The organism is Arthrobacter sp. S39 (assembly GCF_004320525.1).
Lineage (GTDB): Bacteria > Actinomycetota > Actinomycetes > Actinomycetales > Micrococcaceae > Arthrobacter.
Map to the genome: position 1 here is coordinate 1 of NZ_SIHX01000001.1, position 18,121 is coordinate 18,121.

15 protein-coding genes and 1 pseudogene are annotated in these 18,121 nt (G+C 60.5%); 9 read left to right on the plus strand and 7 right to left on the minus strand.

Annotated elements, in window-relative coordinates; all coding sequences use genetic code 11:
* The first annotated feature begins 40 nt into the window (after positions 1 to 40).
* Complete coding sequence (locus EYS21_RS00005; protein WP_278184699.1) at positions 41 to 835, plus strand: transposase; 795 nt, start codon at positions 41 to 43, stop codon at positions 833 to 835.
* A gap of 108 nt (positions 836 to 943) precedes the next feature.
* Here the strand turns inward: EYS21_RS00005 and EYS21_RS00010 are convergent, their stop codons facing one another.
* From EYS21_RS00010 to EYS21_RS00020, 3 genes are all read right to left on the minus strand, one after another.
* Entirely contained in the window at positions 944 to 1,795 is an 852-nt protein-coding gene (locus EYS21_RS00010; RefSeq protein WP_165478230.1) for a polysaccharide pyruvyl transferase family protein, read from the minus strand.
* 19 nt (positions 1,796 to 1,814) lie between these two features.
* Complete coding sequence (locus EYS21_RS00015) at positions 1,815 to 3,266, minus strand: lipopolysaccharide biosynthesis protein (RefSeq protein ID WP_131131121.1); 1,452 nt, start codon at positions 3,264 to 3,266, stop codon at positions 1,815 to 1,817.
* A 456-nt stretch (positions 3,267 to 3,722) separates the two neighbouring features.
* Complete coding sequence (locus tag EYS21_RS00020; protein ID WP_131131122.1) at positions 3,723 to 5,909, minus strand: acyltransferase family protein; 2,187 nt, start codon at positions 5,907 to 5,909, stop codon at positions 3,723 to 3,725.
* 131 nt (positions 5,910 to 6,040) lie between these two features.
* On the opposite strand from EYS21_RS00020, the pseudogene EYS21_RS00025 reads away from it, so the two are divergent.
* Positions 6,041 to 6,741: pseudogene (locus tag EYS21_RS00025) on the plus strand (MinD/ParA family protein); the annotation flags it as partial.
* A 298-nt stretch (positions 6,742 to 7,039) separates the two neighbouring features.
* Here the strand turns inward: EYS21_RS00025 and EYS21_RS00030 are convergent.
* Positions 7,040 to 9,169, minus strand: a complete 2,130-nt coding sequence (locus EYS21_RS00030; protein ID WP_131131123.1) for a hypothetical protein — start codon at positions 9,167 to 9,169, stop codon at positions 7,040 to 7,042.
* Positions 9,170 to 9,934: 765 nt separating this feature from the next.
* Complete coding sequence (locus EYS21_RS00035; RefSeq protein WP_131131124.1) at positions 9,935 to 10,399, minus strand: Lrp/AsnC family transcriptional regulator; 465 nt, start codon at positions 10,397 to 10,399, stop codon at positions 9,935 to 9,937.
* A gap of 160 nt (positions 10,400 to 10,559) precedes the next feature.
* On the opposite strand from EYS21_RS00035, the gene pdhA reads away from it, so the two are divergent.
* The 4 genes from pdhA to EYS21_RS00055 all read left to right on the plus strand — a co-directional run bounded on the left by pdhA (position 10,560) and on the right by EYS21_RS00055 (position 15,369).
* Positions 10,560 to 11,777, plus strand: a complete 1,218-nt coding sequence (gene pdhA / locus EYS21_RS00040) for a pyruvate dehydrogenase (acetyl-transferring) E1 component subunit alpha (protein WP_131131125.1) — start codon at positions 10,560 to 10,562, stop codon at positions 11,775 to 11,777.
* Complete coding sequence (locus tag EYS21_RS00045) at positions 11,774 to 12,886, plus strand: alpha-ketoacid dehydrogenase subunit beta (protein ID WP_131131126.1); 1,113 nt, start codon at positions 11,774 to 11,776, stop codon at positions 12,884 to 12,886. Before pdhA ends, EYS21_RS00045 begins: the two co-directional genes overlap by 4 nt.
* Positions 12,887 to 12,888: 2 nt before the next feature.
* Entirely contained in the window at positions 12,889 to 14,403 is a 1,515-nt protein-coding gene (locus EYS21_RS00050; RefSeq protein WP_131131127.1) for a dihydrolipoamide acetyltransferase family protein, read from the plus strand.
* A 135-nt stretch (positions 14,404 to 14,538) separates the two neighbouring features.
* On the plus strand, positions 14,539 to 15,369 hold the full coding sequence (locus tag EYS21_RS00055; protein ID WP_242633211.1) for an SGNH/GDSL hydrolase family protein: 831 nt from the start codon (positions 14,539 to 14,541) through the stop codon (positions 15,367 to 15,369).
* A gap of 49 nt (positions 15,370 to 15,418) precedes the next feature.
* Here the strand turns inward: EYS21_RS00055 and EYS21_RS00060 are convergent, their stop codons facing one another.
* Together EYS21_RS00060 and EYS21_RS23295 are read right to left on the minus strand one after the other, a co-directional pair.
* Positions 15,419 to 16,294, minus strand: coding sequence for a hypothetical protein (locus EYS21_RS00060; RefSeq protein WP_131131129.1), 876 nt, complete (start codon positions 16,292 to 16,294; stop codon positions 15,419 to 15,421).
* 83 nt (positions 16,295 to 16,377) lie between these two features.
* Entirely contained in the window at positions 16,378 to 16,524 is a 147-nt protein-coding gene (locus EYS21_RS23295) for a hypothetical protein (protein WP_165478231.1), read from the minus strand.
* A gap of 167 nt (positions 16,525 to 16,691) precedes the next feature.
* Between EYS21_RS23295 and EYS21_RS00065 the strand changes: the two genes are divergently transcribed.
* The 3 genes from EYS21_RS00065 (at position 16,692) to EYS21_RS23305 (ending at position 17,989) form a co-directional block, all read left to right on the plus strand.
* Complete coding sequence (locus EYS21_RS00065) at positions 16,692 to 17,507, plus strand: MBL fold metallo-hydrolase (protein ID WP_131131130.1); 816 nt, start codon at positions 16,692 to 16,694, stop codon at positions 17,505 to 17,507.
* A gap of 86 nt (positions 17,508 to 17,593) precedes the next feature.
* Positions 17,594 to 17,737, plus strand: a complete 144-nt coding sequence (locus EYS21_RS23300; protein WP_165478232.1) for a hypothetical protein — start codon at positions 17,594 to 17,596, stop codon at positions 17,735 to 17,737.
* A 111-nt stretch (positions 17,738 to 17,848) separates the two neighbouring features.
* Positions 17,849 to 17,989: a hypothetical protein gene (locus tag EYS21_RS23305; RefSeq protein ID WP_165478233.1), complete on the plus strand. Its 141-nt coding sequence runs from the start codon at positions 17,849 to 17,851 to the stop codon at positions 17,987 to 17,989.
* Positions 17,990 to 18,121 lie beyond the last annotated feature (132 nt).

Consider the following 18,121-nt stretch of genomic DNA (forward strand, 5'->3'; position numbering starts at 1 on the left):
GGTAGGCTCAGTCAAGGCTCGTGGTCCTGTTCCTGGTTGAATGCTAGACACACTCATCCCAGCAGGGCCACGGGCCCTTCTGTCATCTACGACACGAGATCAATTCCCCACGAACCACGAAGAGCCGGATTTGGACACCGGTCAGGTCCTTGGAGTGGTCGACGGCCGCGACCACAAGGGCGTCGGGGACTGGCTGTTCGCCCGGCCCCTGGAGTGGCGCCTGGCCGTTCAGGTCGTCGCGATCGACCCGTCCGCGGCGTTCAGGAAGGCGTTGCGGATGTGGCTTCCACGGACGGCCGTCGCTGTTGATCATTTCCACCTGATCTCGCTGGCCAACCAGGCGATGACCGAGACCCGGCAGAACCTCTCCCAACAGGTCAAGGGCCGCCGCGGCCGGGCCATCGACAAGGCCTGGGCGCACCGGATGCTGCTCCTGCGCGGCGGCGACACACTCGACTGCCGGGCCGCCCTCCGGCTCGAGGAAGTGTTCGCCCTGGACGATCCAACGGGCACCCTCCAGGCCGTCTGGAAGGTCAAGGAACAGCTCCGGGCCCTGCTGCGTACCGGCTCCCTGGAGGACGCCGCGGCGGCCAAGAAGGTACTTGAGGAGCTGGTCACGGAAGCCGGACGACCGGAAACCAACAGGCTCTACCGCACCGTTTGCAGATGGTGGAAAGAGATCGAGGTGCTGATCATCACCGGCGCCACGACTGGCAAGGTCGAGGCCAACAACACCGCGATCAAGAACATCAAGCGAACTGCCCGCGGGTACCGCAACGCCGCCAATTACAAATCGGTTATTCTCTTGAGAAGTGCCGTCCGGACGGCGGCGTGACGCTCATTCCAGGGATCCGTTCCCCACGAACCGTGAAGAGCCGGTAATCCTTGTCACGTCTGTAGTACCCGATTTTGTGATGAACCGAGCGCGGAGGACGATCTGCGATCAGCTGGTTCGGAAACGGGCGTCCTGCCCGTGTTTCTCGGGTTCAACCCGCCATAGATCATACGGAAAGGCGTCCAGCAGCGCATCGGCTTCCCAATTCAGAGGCAGTTCGCCCCCGAGTTCCAATGCATGGTTCACATCGGACGCAGGCGTAAATTTAGTTCTGCCAGAACCGAGGTAATAGTCCTCATACTTGAACAACGTCTCGTGCCGAGGCAATATGAGTCTGGCAGGTATGCCGAATGACTCCGCAAGGATAATTCCGTGGAGCGAAGATCCTGTTACAAACTCTGCGGACGCAATCCTTTGAATGCATTCCTCCAAAGGAGATTGCGGGTTCATTACTCGGGTGTCAGCAGGATCGTAAGTAGGAAAGTCATTGAGATTTGGAACGATTAGCGTTTTTCTTGCCTTGGGGTCTGCATAAAAAGCGTCTCGTCCCCACAAGTCGTTCACCAGAAGGCCGGGGTCGCCAAAAATTGCAGGGGACTTCACACCGAGCTGTGCGAGAAAGTCCCGTGTCATGGGTCCGCGCACCGCGCGCACGTCAAGTTCAGTGAAGTCATACCGGTCTTGAGAGATCTTGCCGTTGACACCGCTTCCCCAAATGATGTCAGAGTTTCTAGCGTAGTGCAGAACTGAACCAACCGAGAATAGTCGCTGCGATGGTTTTGCGGTGGAGGATTCGATCCGTGTTGCGTTTTTCTTGAGGAGCTCTCGAACAATGACCGGACCGAGTAAATCACCAAAATTGTTCACGCGGGACTTTGGAAGGATTTTACCCAATAATCCTTTGTGCTTTGGGCGAAGCGGATTCCACTGATAAAGCTCGATTTTGTCTATAGATGCCACGAATCCAATTGTCCAATCGTCAGGAAGGCGGGGTTGCGAGGGAGGAGGGAGATGATCGTTTCTTCAAGGCCATCCGGGCGGACTTCCATATTCCGACAACATCGGCACGGTATGACGGCCAAAGGAAATACATCATCACGAGTGGTGCGAGCATCGCGGCTGTGCCCACACCTAGCCGGGCCAAGTAAAGGTCTGTGGGCACGAATGTTGAGGCGATGAATGACAGGCCCCCTGCCGCGCCATATGCGACGATACTTCGCAATCCGTTGAAGAACATTTGCTTGACGGGAGCGTTCGAAATACGTCCGATCCACCAAAGGCTAAACGGCCACATTAGTGCCAAACCGAGGCTATACGCAGCAGCAACACCAGGCGGGCCCCACAGCGCCCCGAGAGTAATGACCCCTATCAACCCGGATCGTGACACCAGCGAGTAACGGAGATTCGACGCGGTTAGTCCTTTGGACAGAAAAACCCAATAAACGGCGTATCCCGCTGCCTGGAAGCAACCAGCGATACTCAGAATTTGAAATAGTGGCACGGTGCCGAGCCACTGCTCGCCAAGTACTAGGACTATTAGGGGATGCGCTTGGGCGCAGGCGAAAGCGAAAATGCCTATGATGGCATGAAGCAGGATTGTCTGGCCGCGTAACAGAAAGCTCGAATAGCGATCGGTATCGTCCCGCAAACGTGAGAGTACAGGAAGGGCGACAGTGGTTGCCGGGGCACTAACTTGGCTCAGCGGCAGCATCAACAACTGAAAGGCTCTGTTATAGAGACCGAGGGATCCAGCCCCAAATTTCGCTCCGATAATCAGCGAGTCGACGTTGCGGCTGACGTATCCGATTGCCTGAGTGGCCATCAATGCCCATCCGAATGACAGAAAGGGCTTCATGTCGGCTTTCCGCGTGGGTAGTCCGGGGAACCATCTGCCGAGAGTTATGAGCAGGATCGTCGATACGACGCCTATTGTCATTTGCTGCATGACCAGCGCCCAATATCCCCATCCAGCCAAGGCGCCGACAACGCCAGCGAATAGCCCCAGAGCTTGCGAGCCCATATCTGTGATCGCGATGTAGCCAAACCTTAGGTCTCGGTTCAGCTGTGCACGGAATTGTGCGGAGATTCCGTTTAGCAAGAACGTGACGGCCAAGATTTGTGCAATGCCGACGGCCCTGTCTTCGTTGTAGATTGAACCAATGGCACTAGCGCTAAGGAAGGCCGCCGCTCCACAAGCTGCCCCAAGTCCTGTGTTCATCCAGAACAGGTTGTTGCGCTGGGCCGCAGTTACCTCGCGAGCTTGAATGGAAGCCGTTGAAAGCCCGAAGTCACGTAGAATTTCGCCGACGCCAATTACTGCGAGAACCATGGCCAGCAGTCCGTAGTCTTCGGGCGAAAGAAGCCGAGCGAGTAAAATAATCCCGCCAAACTGGACGACGATTTTTCCGACTTGACCCAACATGGTTGTCATTGCACCCTTGGCGGCTATCGCGCCCAAGCCGCTCTGACTCGACTTTATTGACACAGATCCCCCAGCCGCAGCATCAGTTATGCCTTAAAAATTCTATGACATGCAACCGTCAATCGGACAATTATGTACCAGCTTCACGCATCCGGTGAGCGCAAGTCACGGCTAAGCCCGCGGGCGGTGCCCCAATCGGGTCCGACTGCCAGGATTGAAATCCGACTCATCTAGCCCGTGCTGTGCTTAGCCATTCACAGCCAGTCTACTGTCCCGAGTGCCGTTGTTTGTTTCTTGTTGTCGCATTCAAAACAAGGGCGGCGGAGGGGCATGAACCCAGACTTAGACCGTGGTTGGTGAAAATATGACCCTGTCCAGGGCATGATCAGTTTCAATCACCTCTCTCCTGAAAGGTGCGACTTGGTGCATCCTTGGTTTGGCAGAGTACGCTCACCCACTGCGGCGCTAAGCCATCGGCATGCCGAAACCCGAGAGCCTGCCCCGTAGGAGTGTGCCCAGGCTCTCCGCGAAAGCGTTTGTCATGTGTCCCGAATCAAAACGTACAATGTATGGCCCGATGACTGCTGGGCAAGCGTTGTTGGCGCCGCAAAACCAGCTACGGCTGTCGACGAAATCGGCCTGAGCCCCTGACTGCACTGCACGCGCAGTTGCAAACGATTCGGCCAATGTTTTTTCGAACCACACATCCGGTATGGTTCTTTCGCATTTTGCAAATGCTGTGATGCGGTCGACACAGGCCAGAGTGTCTTGGCCGGGCGGTGGTGAAGACATCACAATAACTCTGGCGCCGGTGACCGAGAGCGCTGCCGTGGTCCGCTCAACGGCGGCCGCCCAATTCTCTTTGGCGGCTTCCCCCACAGACCCATCCGCCTGGCGCTGGTAGTCACCTATCCCACCTGACAGGAACACTACGTCTGGCTGTACTTCGTCGACGAGTTTTTGCATGTGCTTCTTGCTTTCTCGACATTGGGCTATAAAGCTGGGATTCGGCACACTAGGCATCGTGTCGACGTCGTAGGGCGAGCAGTTTGCGTAGCCAAGGGTCGTAGTACGCCAAGTCGATGACTCCAGTGCAGCGTTAATTGTCGGTACCCAGCTCATGGCCATGGAATCGCCTAAGATAACGGCTCTCTTGGGAGCAGTCTCCTCGCCGTGAACGCAAATTTTTGGTTTTAGGGTACCAACGGTATTGCGGCATCCCGTCGACGTGTTCATGGCCTCGGATTCCTGGCTGGCATCCAACTGATTTACCGCAGGCACTGTTACTCGGAGTGCCTTTGGATTATTGAGCGAGAGGTCGATTTCTCCGGCGATGTGGCTTTCTGTGTCAAATCTCCCGACCGATGCCGCGGGCCCTCTATCGTTCAACAACGCACTTGCAGCAGCTGCATTTCGAAGCACGTCCGGGCCCTTCAACTGGGCCACCGATAGCCCTATGATCAGGCCGGCGGTCCCAACTGCCAGCAGAACTTGGTACCTGCGGGAGGGCTTCATTTGCTGCGCCGAAGTTGAATAACCTTCCCAACTCCTGAGCCAAGCCGAGTGTCGGACTGGTGTCTCTACATACCTATAAGTCAGATGGGCAAGGAGGAACATGATCGGAATGGAAAGCGCGGGCGCCCAGATAGAGTGAGGAAATAGCACCGTCAAGTAGACAATTACGGGAAAATGCCAAAGGTATAGAGAATATGAAATTCTGCCGACATAGCGAGCGACTTTGTTGGTCACTAGGCTCATTCCCCAGCCGAGGCGGGACTCGTTTCCGAAGATGAACAAGACTGCGCCGAAAACAGGGACGAGAGCCCATGGGCCAGGGAAGGAACTGGTTGCTGTAAGGGCGATGGAGGAACCAAAAATAATGGTCAGACCAATTGCTGAAAGGAACTTGGTCCACGGCCATCTAATCTCCCGAATGCGGTGGGCACTCAGGGCTATCAAGGCGCCAGCTGCAAACTCCCAAGCTCGTGCCGCCGTGTCGAAGTACGCGAAAGTTGGGTTCGTCGCAGTCTCAACGATTGCCCAGAAATACGAGAGGACTGCGACCATTGCGATGCCGACCATCAAGCAAGTCCGATAGGTTGGGGTCGAGGCCTTTGTGAAGATAGAGCCCAAAGCCAATAACAGCCACGGCCAAAAGACATAGAACTGCTCTTCGACAGACAAAGACCAATAATGCTGAAATGGAGAGATTGGCCCGGAGGCTTGCAAATAGTCTGTGCCCGCAGCGGCGAAATGCCAATTGGAAACCCAGAACAGCGATGCCAAACCATCTATGGAGGTCTGGCTTGCCCTTGGCAGATACCAGATCGAGTAGCTTACCGCCGCCGTGACTGCGGCCACAAGGGTGGCTGCGGGCACAATCCTTCTAAGTCTCTTGGCATAAAAGCCGGTGAATGAGATCCATCCAGTCTTTGCGCTTTCACGGAATAACTGGCCAGTGATGAGGTAGCCGGAGATGACGAAGAAGACATCAACTCCAATGTACCCACCCTCAGGAAAGGCAATTAGATGGTTTGCTACGACGAGAAGAACTGCTACCGCACGTAAACCTTCGATATCTGGACGAAATGACTTATTCCTTTGACTATCTATCGCGGATGAGTCATTCTTGGCGACTGAAATGTGAGACACGCGGCCAGTCTAGTTGACTTCAATGACAGGATCGTTTCGCGACTCACTTTCACCCCAATCGAGTAGCCGACTCACTTTCACCCCAATCGAGTAGCCGTTCAGTACGACTGCAATTTTCTCCGTCACAGTAGGTAGCCCCTGGCCGCGGCGACGCACGCTGTGCCATCGACGCTAACCCGGACTCCGGCGATCTGGTGGAACGTGCCCTGGGAGAGGGCATCTACCAGCAGACGAGCCCTCGGATCATGACGGACTTGCTGAAGAACATCGAACCGGTTGATTCGCTCACCGCGACCCGGTTGATTCGCTCACCGCGCTGGCTCGCTACATGCGCCATGCGGGCAGGCTGCACATGATCGCGGGGGAGCAGGACCCCGAAGTTTCAGACTCGCTCACAGCCGTCGAGTACCTGCGTATCCGCAGGCTTATCTCCAGCTACTACTCCGTTGCCCTGACCGACTGCGGCACAGGCGTAACCCACAACGCCATGGGCGGGATCCTGCAGTCCGCAGACAACCTGGTCATTGCCGCCGGCTACGCGGCGAGCGGCGCCAAACGTGCCCGCAGCACCCTGCACGGGCTGGCCAGCCACGGCTACGAGGACTTGGCCCGCAACGCCATAGTGGTGATCACGGACAAAGACGAGGTCTCGTCAGGTGTGGACAAAGATGCCTTCGAGGAGCGCCTCTCCCGTATCTGCCGCCAACTCATCGCCGTCCCGCACGACCGTGGCGTTGCCGACGGTGACCTGGTGACTTTGGACGTGCTCAAGCCGGAGACGCGGCGCGCCTACAAGGAGATCCCCGCGGCAATCGTGGATGGCTATCTTTAAGTCAAGATCAAAGAATCCACGACTTTGAGCCCCGCTCAAGTTTGTGCTGTTGCGACTTTGAGCCGTTCATCATTCATCGACTGTTGGATTCAACGCAATCGTTGCCACCGCGAGGCAACTGTTTGGTGTCCTTCCGTGTAGATTCTACTCGCACAGGACTTCCGAACAACCTGACGCAAGGACTCAATTCGGCTTTTGACAGAAACCACCCATGCAAGGCTTGTGGTGCCGGAAGGCAAGGCAACGCACTCATTGGAAGATTTGAACGTGAAACCGGTTGGCTTCTAGGCGAAGGATGCTAGCTGATCTGACGCCAAGTGCTGACGAGCCAGACGAGGACCATTGAAGATCCCGGGTTAAGCGTTGTGTCAGATCCAGAGACAAGGGTCGTGTTGTGATCCCCACCGTGCGGAATGGTGATCGAACCTACGGTGCTGGTATTCATAATTGTCAGCTGTTGCCCGCGACGTTTGCCAGTAGGAATTGGCTGCAACTTGAAGTTTCCACCACCCGGTTGCGCATCCAAGGTCAGGCGTGTACCACGCGTTTGCCTGATCCAGGTTGTTGCTGCGGTCTGCCCTAGGGCAGAGCCCGTAGCAAGGTAGTAGTCAGAGTTGTCCTGGTTATTCTCCGAGTACCATTCGAAAATGCTTCCCGACGACAGGCCATCAGCCATTATGGACGCACCAGTTAGGCGGTAGGAGATTTTCACGGTCATGTCGGTTCGCAGGTTAGGGACGCCGCGCACAACGCGCGAGATGCTGCTTGAGTGCCCGCTAAGGCAGTAAATTCTTACCAAGGGAATATCAAGGACTGTTGCTAATCCGGTGTTTGACCCGAATACATCGATGCCCGTGCCTGATGAGTTCTTCACAAAGTCGAGTGTCAGGGTCGTGGCTTGCAAGGTTGAGTTGGAAACGTAGATGAGCTGGCTGCCAGTGTTGACGGATGCTGCCATCTCAACACAAGGCGTTCCCTCAAGCCGCACTCTAGCGTTGGAAAGTGTGAGGATCTGCTTCTGAACACCTGTGGCCGCCAAGCGCTTGATCGTGGTGTAGCGCTCCTCAATAGTGCCTGCTGACGGGTGGCCTGCCCCGTTCACGTCTACATCGATCACCCGATACGAGTTGTTCACCGATTCTATGTCGATCGTGTGGCCCCAAGACTCTCCGCCAACGGCTTCCGTGAAGACATGCACGTCACGGTTGCAGCCGGTCGCCTTGCCCGCCTCGATGCTGTGGCGCCGCCCGCGAAGTGAGAAGGCTCCACGGGCATTTACCGCACGGCAGTTGACGAAAGTCGTACTTTCGGACCCATGATGCGTATCCCACGCCACAGCTGACGGCGTGTCACATATGCCGTTGAGGATGGTAGCCCCGAACGTCCGCCCGTATGAGTACGGAGTCGGAGTGCCCGCCGCTATGCGAAGGCAGTCATTGGTATATGCGTGTCGGACCATGCGTGCGCTAATTCCATTGACACGCAGCCCGTGCGAAGCGTTGTCAACGATGCCGTAGCCATAGCGGCTAACGCCTGGGTCGTCGACGGCAAATCCGATTATGTAGCTGTTCACGGTGGGCATATAACAGGAGTTGATGGCCGTTGCAGCGTTAGGCGAGCGCACAACCGTGACGTCGTCGAGGCTGGGACGGACCAAAGCCGTGAGACTAAAATATCCGGCAACGGAGCCCCCAGCGAGGACGGCCTGAGTAGTGTCCACCGTCAATCCTCGAATTTTGGCCGTAATCTGAGGAAGTCTCGAGACTTTGATGTTTGCTGTGAATGGGTCACGTAGCGCTCCAAGCAGGGTTACAGTAGTGCCCCCTACGGAGAATACAGTGAAGAATTGCCCAACGCGGGGTTCAAGGCCACCGGTACCGGGCCGCGCCCCGACGATTACGTCGTCGGCGAACAATTTGACAACATCACCGCGTATCCAGGACGGCGACTGATCGAGAGTTAGAGCAACTGAATTAATGGCGTTACCGGACGCATCGGTCACGGTTCCCGGAGTCACTGCAGACACTTCGAGGTTCGCCTCAAACGCCCCTTGAAAAGCGAATAGACTCGAGGTTCCTTCGTGAATGATCGTCGCCCCGTATCCGGAAAAAGTCACGGACTTGCGCCCGCCCCCGCTTGCCAGGTTGGAGATAGGCGAGCCGCTGCAACGGTAAGTTCCGGACGGAAGGACAACTTCGCCGTCGGGGGGACAGTCAAAGATTGCCTGTTGAATCGCATCGTGGGAGTTACCGACACCGGTGGGGTCCAGGGCCGGATACCGCTCAACGGTTGCAACTAGAGCGATTTTGTCGGCATAGGGTATGCCTGCATAGCTGTCGGAAAGGTCCGGAAGTTGCGCGGTTGGGATCTTCGATTGTGCATCCAAAGTCGCAACCCCCGAAGCTACCCCCTTTTCGGCGGTGGGCACGTATGCCGTAGGTTGGTTCTTGTTATCGCCCGGTGCTGCTGTAGCGCTGTCACGTCCAACACCTGAAACCGCAGAAACTCCTGTCAAGGCAGTTACCAAGGATCCGAACCTTAGAATCCTGCGACGTCCCACCCCGGAAGTGAGCTCGATCGAAGGCTGCTGCATATTGGTAGGCCGGCTAGTCATGACTGCACCGCGGCCGTGCCGATTTGGCAGTTAGTGTCTCGGGGTCCACATCGCGCCTTCCAAACTCATGATTTCTGTTCACTAGAAGTTATGCTTTTGGAATTGAATTAGCCCCAGTGGTAGCTACGCGTATTTTTCATATTTGATACTCAGATAAAAGTTCAAGGTACTCAGGTGTTCGAGGCCACAGGCGCGGGCGATCAAGAGTAATGCTTCGTGCAGATCGTCGAAGCAGGCTGCGTCCCAATCTTGACGGCGGGCACTAAGGCTTGCGGCCGCATCTCGCGCCACCATCGGATGCCTGACCCCTGGGGTGAAGTGAATAGGGCCCACCGAGGCGACCTTGACCAAGAGGTACTAATCATGCGGCCGCATCGACGACAGGAGCTTCCGTCGGACATCGCCGTGCCGCGCTGCGTCGCTCTGTGCCAGCTTGGAGGTTTACAGTGCGGGGGCTGGAGCTGTCGGCGCCAACGTCGAGGGCTAATAGTGCTGGACGCCGGTCCGTTTCTTCGCGACAAGCAGGCGCTGGGTGCTGGAGTGCTTGCGGCTCATGCCGGGGATTTTCGACGGCCCTCCCTACCGCGTATCCACATCCTCAAAAACAAGAAAAGTTTGCGTATCCAGCACTCCCGGCATGGACTGCAGCTGGTCAAAGATGACCCGGCGCAGGTCGATGTTGTCCACGGCGCGGACCAGGAGAATCACGTCGAAGTCGCCGCCCACCAGAGCGATGTGGTGCACCTCAGGTATGGTGCGCAGCTGCTCACGCAGTTCACGCCAGGAATGCTGGCTTACCTTCAGGGTCACGTAGGCGGATGACCTCAGCCCGGCTTTGATCGGGTCCACCAGCGCCGTGAACTTAGTCAGGACACCGTCGCCGGTGAGCCTGGCGATCCGCGTGTAGGCATGCGCCCGGGAGATGTGGACGTTCTCCGCTACCTGGGTCACAGACATACGGCCGTCCCTGGTCAGCTCCGCAATGATCCTGCGGTCGATGTCGTCCAGCGGTGCCGGTTCCGTGCCCGCCTCCGGTGCTGCCATTCTGTCCACTGCCCCTGCCCGTATCGTGCATCACATTTGCAATTCGTCTTCCAGAGTAGGCCTATGGGCCGTACTTCTCCAGAATTTCAAAAGAAGCTGGATACGAAACCTGCCGCAGGACAATACTGGGAGTGAATAGTGGCTACAGAAGGACGGACCAATGACGATCTCCGCAGACCACACTGCACCGGACCAGGCCGGCAGGGCCCCGGCCGAGGACGCCCTCACCGAAGCTGCCGAGAAGTTCGGCATCACAGCCGAGGACTACATGCTCCCGGCCCGGCACCAGATCCAGATGGTGGACCCTGACGGCCGGCTCACGCCGGTTGGCGAGCAGGGCACCGAACCCGGCCACGAGTACCCCCTGCCCGGTGATGAGGAACTGCTGGCTGCCTACGAGCAGCTTGTTGTCGGACGTCGCGTCAACGACCAGAACTCGGCACTCGTCCGGCAGGGCCGCATGGCCGTGTACCCCTCCAGCCACGGGCAGGAGGCCTGCCAGGTGGCTGCAGCGCTGTGCCTGTCCCAGGGCGACTGGATGTTCCCCACCTACCGTGACGCCGTCGCCGTGATGACCCGCGGTGTGGATCCCGTCCAGGTGATGACCATCTTCCGCGGCGACTGGCACGGCGGCTACGACCCCGCCAAGCACAAAGTGGGCATCCAGTGCACGCCGCTGACCACCCAGCTGCTCCACGCCGTCGGGGTCGCCCACGCGGCCAAGCTCCGCGGCGAGGACACCGTGGTGCTGGCCATGTGCGGCGACGGCGCCACCAGCGAAGGCGACTTCCACGAGGCCCTGAACTTCGCCGCCGTCTTCCACCTGCCCGTGGTCTTCTTCGTCCAGAACAACAAATACGCCATCTCGGTGCCGCTGGCGCACCAGTCCGTGGCGCCGTCACTCGCGCACAAGGCCGTGGGCTACGGCATGGCCGGCGAACGCGTGGACGGCAACGACGTGGTGGCGCTCCTCGCGGTCCTGGACCGCGCCGTGAAACTCGCCAGGGAAGGCTCCGGGCCGCTTCTCGTGGAAGCCAATACCTACCGCATGCAGGCCCACACCAACGCCGACGACGCCACCCGCTACCGGCAGGACAGCGAAGTCGCCGAGTGGCTGGCCAAGGACCCGGTGAACCGAATGCGGACCTACTTGACGGACCGCGGGCTCCTGGACGGCGACGGCGAGGCGCGGATTTCCGAAAAGGCGGAAGCGGTTGCCGCCCAGCTGCGCGACGGCCTCGGCGAGGACGTGCCGGTGGACCCGCAGGAACTCTTCCGCCACGTCTTCGCCACGCCCACGCCCCAGCTGAAGGAACAGTCCGCCTTTCTCGCCGACGAACTCGCCCGCGACGCATCATCCCAGGAGGCAGCCCAGTGAGCCCCACCGTCACCACCTCATCCGAGGCCAACGGCAACGTCAGCGCCGCCACCGCCCGCGCAGCAGCGTCGGCCGCCGCCACCGCTGATGCCGCCGGCCCCCAGCCGGTCACCATGGCCAAGGCGCTCAACACCGCACTGGCGGACGCAATGCACGCCGACCCGTCCGTCCTGGTGTTCGGCGAGGACGTGGGAACGCTGGGCGGGGTCTTCCGCATCACCGACGGCCTCACCAAGACCTTCGGGGAGCAGCGCTGCTTCGACACACCGCTGGCCGAGTCCGGCATCGTGGGCATGGCCGTGGGCATGGCCATGAACGGGATGCGTCCCGTGATCGAAATGCAGTTCGACGCTTTCGCGTATCCGGCGTTTGAACAGATCGTCAGCCACGTGGCCAAGATGCACAACCGCACCAAGGGCGCCGTGAAACTGCCGATGGTCATCCGGGTTCCCTACGCCGGCGGCATCGGGGGAGTGGAGCACCACTGCGACTCCTCCGAGTCCTACTACGCCCACACGGCCGGCCTCAAGGTCTTCACCCCGGCCACCGTTCCGGACGCGTACCGGATGCTCCGCGAAGCCATCGACTCGGACGACCCCGTGATGTTTATGGAGCCGAAGAAGCTGTACTGGTCCAAGGACATGGTGGACCTGGACGAGCTCCGGGAGCAGCACTCCGCCAACGCGAAGGCGGGCCGGTCCTCGGAAGGCCGTGCCGCCGTCGCCCGTCCCGGCACCGACGCAACGCTGATCGCCTACGGGCCGTCCGTCCCCACCGCCCTCGCTGCCGCCGAGGCGGCCGCCCTGGAAGGGCGCTCGCTGGAAGTCATCGACGTGCGAACGATCGTCCCATTCGACGACGAAACCGTCTGCGCATCCGTCCGCAAGACCGGCCGGGCCGTGGTGATCGCTGAGGCGCACGGCTTCGCGTCCGTGTCCTCGGAGATAGTGGCCAGGGTCCAGGAACGCTGCTTCCACCACCTGGCCGCCCCCATCCGCCGCGTCACCGGATTCGACGTCCCGTACCCGGCACCGAAGCTTGAGAAGTACTACCTGCCCGGCGTGGACCGCATCCTCGACGCCGTCGACGACCTCCAGTGGGAGAACTGACCATGAGTGAAACGAAAGTATTCCTGCTCCCGGACCTGGGCGAAGGCCTCACCGAAGCCGAACTGATCGGCTGGCTCGTTGCCGTGGGGGACGAGATCCGAGTGGACCAGCCCATCGCCGAAGTTGAAACTGCCAAGTCGGTGGTGGAGGTCCCGTCCCCGTACGCAGGCACCGTTGCCGTGCTTCACGGTGAGCCGGGACAGACCCTGGACGTGGGGAAGCCGCTGATCTCGGTGACGCCTGTGGGAGTTGGGCCGAGGGTGGAGCCTGCCGGAAGCGAGCCTGCTAATACCCCCGCCGGCCCGGTGGTTGAGCCTGCCGAAACCGAACTTGGGGATACGGCAATTGACACCGAACCGGCGCATGCGGAGGCGGAGACCTACCGTGAAGAAGAAAAGGCCGGGTCTGGCAACGTGCTGATCGGGTTCGGCACCCCGGGCGGGCATGGCGTTGCACGGCGGACGCGGGCACGGAAGAGCTCCGGAACCGCGATAGTTGAGCCTGCCCCTTCAGGGGTTTCGACAGGCTCAACCACCGATGGCGATCTGTCCCTCCTGCGGACCCGCGTTCCGGGCAAGCTCGGGGCGGTGATTTCCCCGCTGGTCCGGCGTATGGCCCGCGAGCATGGCGTCGATTTGGGTGAGCTCCATGGCTCGGGGGACAGCGGACTGATAATGCGCAAGGACGTTGAGGCGGCCATCCGGACGGAAGAGCCGGTGGCGGTTCCGACACGCTCAACCACCCAAGCTCCGGTGGAGGTTTCGACAGGCTCAACCACCGAAGCCCAGGGTGCTCAGGATGCCCGGACCGGTCTGGGCATCTCCTCCAGGACGCCGGTCAAGGGAGTGCGCAAGGCTGTTGCCGCCAACATGGCGCGCAGCCGCTCGGAAATCCCCGAGGCGACTGTGTGGGTGGACGTGGATGCTACCGCGCTGGTGGAGCTTCGCAAGGATCTCAAGGCAGGCGCATCCCAGGTGCCGGGCCTGCTGGCATTCATTGCCCGCTTTGTCACCGCGGGGCTGAAAAAGTACCCGGAGCTGAACACCCGCATCGAAACTGCGGCGGACGGTTCCCAGGAGATCGTCGGGTTTGACGGGATCAACCTGGGCATCGCAGCCCAGACCGACCGCGGCCTCGTGGTGCCGTCCGTCCGCGGGGCTGAAAAGCTCAGTGCACGCGAGCTGGACACGGAGATCCGCCGGCTAGCCGACGTCGCGCGCCAAGGAAAGGCAACCCCGGCTGAACTGGGGAGCGGGACGTTCACGCTGAACAACTATGGGGTGTTTGGCGTGGACGGGTCCGCGGCGATCATCAACCACCCGGAGGTGGCCATCCTGGGTGTGGGCAGGATCATCGATAAACCATGGGTGGTGAACGGTGAGCTCGCCGTCCGGAAAGTGACTGAGCTGACGCTGACGTTCGACCACCGCGTGTGCGACGGCGGGACGGCCGCCGGGTTCCTGCGGTTCGTCGCGGACGGCATGGAGAATCCGGGATCCGTACTCTCGGACCTGTAGTGGACGCGGATCCAGAGCGAACGGGCCCATGTGGGGCCGCCGTACCTTGTTGCCTGCTCTCTCTGGATTTGCTAGTCAGCTGAGACCCGGAGGCTTTCTGCCCCTCAATCACCAGTCGCCGGTAAGATGTGCCGGGTGACGAGAAACGGCAGTCGACTCAGCGGCACCAAACAGGAGTGGATCAAGTACGCAGCACTTCTTGTGTTGGCAGTAGTGGCCTTCGGCGTTGCCGGAATTGCCCTGGCTGGCCCGCGCTCTCCGGAAGAACCGGCAGCCGCTCTGGAGGCCGTCACGCCAACCGCCGCTGCCACACCTACTGCCTCGCCGACTCCAACGGCAACAGCAACCGCGACGACCCAGCGGCTGGGAGTCCAGCTTCCGGCGGAGCCCGTCCTGCTGATTCTCGGCGACTCTTACACCGTCAGCGAGGGCGCAGCTCGAACAGACCAGGGGTGGGCATACCTGGTTGCCGGCGCGCTCGGATACCCGACGAACATCGACGGCGAGCCGGGAACCGGGTTCGCGTGGGGCGGTGGCGCGCAGGATGAGTTGGGACTGGAGTACGAGGCCCGGCTGCAGACAATTGCCGAGGATCCGGCGTTTGTCCCGAACCTCCTTATTCTTCAGGGCGGGCAGAATGACTCCCTGATCGCCGACCCAGAAGAGATCAAAGCGGCCACGGCGCAGACCATCGAAGCGGCCCGCAGATTATGGCCGGGCGTCCAGGTGGTAGTTCTGGGACCCACAGCGCCACAGCCGTTCGCCGGGGAGTTGCGGGCCACGAACGGCGCGATCCGGGCAGGCGCCGAAACTGCCAAGGCTCCGTTTGTCGATGCCGCCGAGGGCGGCTGGTTCACCGACGCCAACAGCCCGGGATACGATTTTGACGGCGGGCACCCGAACGCCGCCGGCCACGCCCACATTGCCGAGAAGTTCTTGGAGGCCTGGGCCGTCTTAACTGCATGAGCGGCACAGACCGTCAAGGCCCCATGCCGCTCATACGTGCCATTTGGGGCTACGCCGCGTCGACCATGCTCACCCGGTCGGTCAGTTCCAGCCACAGCGCCCCTTCGTCCGCCACGCCGCCGGGGCAGGCCAAGGCCAGTTCCATGAGCCCGCTGCTGCCGGTGGTCGCGCGCATGGCCATCCGGTAGACAACGTCGGCATTGTTGTCGTTCTTGAACCGGAGTTCCGCCTCCTGCAGTTCAATGTCCTTGCTGCCGTCGCGCAGGCCTACGTATACGGATCCGGCTTCATCCACGACCTCGACGGGCTTGCCCACCGCTTGCTTGACGCCGCCAATCTCGGTGGCCATGGCCGCAGCAGTCGCTGCTTCGTCGCCGGCGTCGCGGGTGGCAGGCAGGGCATCCTGATGGATCGTAAAAGTACATTGAAGCCTGGCGTTGCGGTAATTAACTTCGCCCGCCTTCACTGGTTCCTTGGTCCAGCCTTCCGGTTCCCGGATGGACCACACCGGCGGGCTGGTGAAATCGGACTCATCGAAGAGGTAAACAGCGCTGCCGGCACCGTCCGAGGCCGCCGCGTCCGCTGACTCTTCGGGCGCTGCTGATTCGCTGATGCTCGGCGAGTGGAGGACCTCCGGCTGTTTGCTGCCGCCGGAGAGTCCGTTGAACACCAGGACGCCGGCGACGGCGATGACCGCGACGACGCCCGCGCCACCGGCAATCCACCCCCACATGGAAATGCCGGTCTTGGGCGGAGCCTGCATGAACATGGGCGGCTGGCCATAGTGCTGGCTTTGTTCCGGCGACGGCAAGTGGCCGTACCGCAGCGTGGTGTCAGCGAGCGGTTCAGAACCCCGCTGCTGCGGCGCTGTGTGAGGCTGATTTTTCGCCTGCTGTGGCCAGCCGGGCTGCTCGTTGGTGTTCACTGATTTCCCCAATATTTGACGCGACAAGTGCAAGCCTCATCATGTCGTTACGCGGGGCAGGCCGCGATGGGGAGCTGTGCCCATCAGTTGCGGGCGGGCTTCTCCGAGTGTTCGAAGCACTGCACGGTGGCAATGAGCGGGCCGCCGTCGTCGGCCTTCTGGTAGCGAGTGACGTGGTTGGTGGTCTTAGCGCAGGAGGCGCAGAAGCTCTGATGTTGTTTTGTCCCCATAAACAGATGGTACGCGGCGGAAAGTTTCCAAGGGGTAAACATTACGTGGCTGATTGAGGGCGCCGGGAGTGTAAGGCCGCTGGTGCGCGTCCCGGAAACTCCAAGGCCCCGTGAGTAGAATCGAGGCCAAGACGAACGTAACTGCTTGCCGGAGGTATGGAGAAACAATGTCAGAATGGCTCGAAGTCGGCGCGGACAACTATGTGCTGGTCACCGAAGGTTCGCTGCTGAACACCGGCCTGATTGTTGGATCCGAGCGGGCCATGGTGATCGATACCGGCTGCGGCCCGCGGCAGGGACGCGAAATCCTGGACGCGGTGCGGGAGAAGACCCAGCTGCCCCTCGTGGTGGTCAACACCCACGCCCACTACGACCACTTCTTCGGCAACGCCGTGTTCGCCGCGGATGGCGCCACCGAATTCTGGGCCCACGAAAACTGCGCCGCGGAAATCGACGAGCGCGGGGACCTGCAGCGCCGCTTCGTGGGCACGCTGGAGCCGGAAATGTCCACCGGGGAAGGCGAGAACGTTGAACTGGTGGTACCCAACGCCATCGTCAAAGACCAGCCCGTCCTGGTGCACCTTGGCGGGGTGACCGCCACCCTCTTCTGGCTGGGCCGCGGCCACACCGACGGCGACTTGCTGGTGGGGACCCCCACCACCCTGTTCGTGGGTGACCTCGTGGAGCAGGGCGCACACCCGTCCTTCGAGGATTCCTTCCCCGAGGAATGGGCCGATTCTCTGCGCCACATCTCCGCGCTGCGGCACCGCTACGAATTCCTGATCCCCGGCCACGGCCAGCCCTGCAGCGACCAGTTCGTGAAGACCATGGCCAACACCATGACCACGGCCGTTCGCCAGGCCCAGCAGTCCATCCGCGACGCCCCGTCCGATGCCACCAAGGCCATCCCTGTTCTTCCGTACGGCCCGGAGCAGTCCCGCTGGTTCATCAAGCGACTGCAGGAGACGCGCCCGCAGCACTGACGGCGGTGCCGGACGTTCAGGCACATCATGGGTCCCATACAGCTTGACTTGATCAGCCGGAAACATTGTTTCTGTAGCCTCGCTGTATGGGTAACTTCGGGGGCACACAGTACGCACGCGACGCACGGCGGGAGCTCCGGCGGCGCCGGATCCGGTGGATGTTGTACGTCTTGTTTGGCGCGTTGGCTGCGGCCACAGTGGGCATGGTGACGCTGGCCCTCGCCCGCTGACGGCGGGTCTTGCGAGCATGGCTTTTGTCATGATTTGTATTGCCGGGGACAAGCCGGTAGCGTCCTCCCTGATTTGACATGGGGAAATGCTGCTAACCAATGGAGGTTTGTATGGCCCTGTCCGACTATGTCCTGGCGCTCTGCGCGCTGCTGGGCACATTGTTGATCCCCTTTGCAGTCCTACTCCAGATGCTGCGGCTGAAGCGCCGCGCCATCCGGATCATGCCCACGCCCCACCGCACCCCGAGGTAGTTACCGCCAGCATGCCGTACGTCGACATCAACCCCCACAAAGGCCGCCCCAAATGGCAGGGATATACCATCCTGGCCATCCTCCTGATCCTTACCGCCAGTGTGGTGGGCGCCGCACTGACGCGCGTCTGAC

What these genes read in the sequence shown, in the direction of transcription:
- EYS21_RS00005 (WP_278184699.1), top strand. Translation starts at nt 41, where the DNA reads ATGCTAGACACACTCATCCCAGCAGGGCCACGGGCCCTTCTGTCATCT.
- EYS21_RS00015 (WP_131131121.1), bottom strand. Translation starts at nt 3,266, where the DNA reads ATGACAACCATGTTGGGTCAAGTCGGAAAAATCGTCGTCCAGTTTGGC.
- EYS21_RS00035 (WP_131131124.1), bottom strand. Translation starts at nt 10,399, where the DNA reads ATGGCAGCACCGGAGGCGGGCACGGAACCGGCACCGCTGGACGACATC.
- pdhA (WP_131131125.1), top strand. Translation starts at nt 10,560, where the DNA reads ATGACGATCTCCGCAGACCACACTGCACCGGACCAGGCCGGCAGGGCC.
- EYS21_RS00050 (WP_131131127.1), top strand. Translation starts at nt 12,889, where the DNA reads ATGAGTGAAACGAAAGTATTCCTGCTCCCGGACCTGGGCGAAGGCCTC.
- EYS21_RS23295 (WP_165478231.1), bottom strand. Translation starts at nt 16,524, where the DNA reads ATGGGGACAAAACAACATCAGAGCTTCTGCGCCTCCTGCGCTAAGACC.
- EYS21_RS00065 (WP_131131130.1), top strand. Translation starts at nt 16,692, where the DNA reads ATGTCAGAATGGCTCGAAGTCGGCGCGGACAACTATGTGCTGGTCACC.
- EYS21_RS23300 (WP_165478232.1), top strand. Translation starts at nt 17,594, where the DNA reads ATGGGTAACTTCGGGGGCACACAGTACGCACGCGACGCACGGCGGGAG.
- EYS21_RS23305 (WP_165478233.1), top strand. Translation starts at nt 17,849, where the DNA reads ATGGCCCTGTCCGACTATGTCCTGGCGCTCTGCGCGCTGCTGGGCACA.